Raw genomic sequence first — 536 nt, 5'->3', positions numbered from 1 at the left:
GGCGCAGCCGCGCGGCGTCGGTGCGGGCCACGGGCACGGGATTGCCCGCAGGGTCGATGCCCGCGAAGAACATGGCCGTGGCCACGGTGCCGGGGGTGGGGATGAAGCACTGCACCTGCCGGGGCGACCAGCCGCGCGCCGCCAGCCAGCGGGACAGGGTGCGCATGTCGTCGTCGGTGCAGCCGGGAAAGGCGCTGAGCAGGTAGGGCACCACGTACTGTTCCTTGCCCGCCGCCGTGGAATGGTCGGCGAAGGCTGTCAGGAACCGTTCGAACACGGCCAGGCCGGGCTTGCGCATCAGGTCCAGCACGCTGTCGCAGATGTGTTCCGGGGCCACCTTCAGCTGGCCGCCGGTGAATTCCATGGTGTAGGCGCGCAGGGCGTCAGCGTCGCGCAGGGCAAGGTCGAAGCGCACCCCGCTGGCCACGCGCACGTGGCGCACTCCGGGGGTGGCGCGCACAGCGCGCAGCAGTTCCACGGCCTCGGACTGGTCCACGGCAAAGCCGGGGCACACGCGCGGGTGCATGCAGCTTGCG

Annotated in this window: 1 pseudogene; it reads right to left on the bottom strand. The window is 71.8% G+C overall.

Annotated features, from left to right (window positions below):
* Nucleotides 1-536: pseudogene (locus tag FVW27_RS19175) on the bottom strand (YgiQ family radical SAM protein); the annotation flags it as partial.

The sequence above is a fragment of the Nitratidesulfovibrio liaohensis genome (genome assembly GCF_011682075.1).
GTDB lineage: Bacteria > Desulfobacterota > Desulfovibrionia > Desulfovibrionales > Desulfovibrionaceae > Cupidesulfovibrio > Cupidesulfovibrio liaohensis.
The sequence above is the reverse complement of the archived record's forward strand: the minus strand, read 5'-3'. Positions and strand labels throughout refer to the sequence as shown.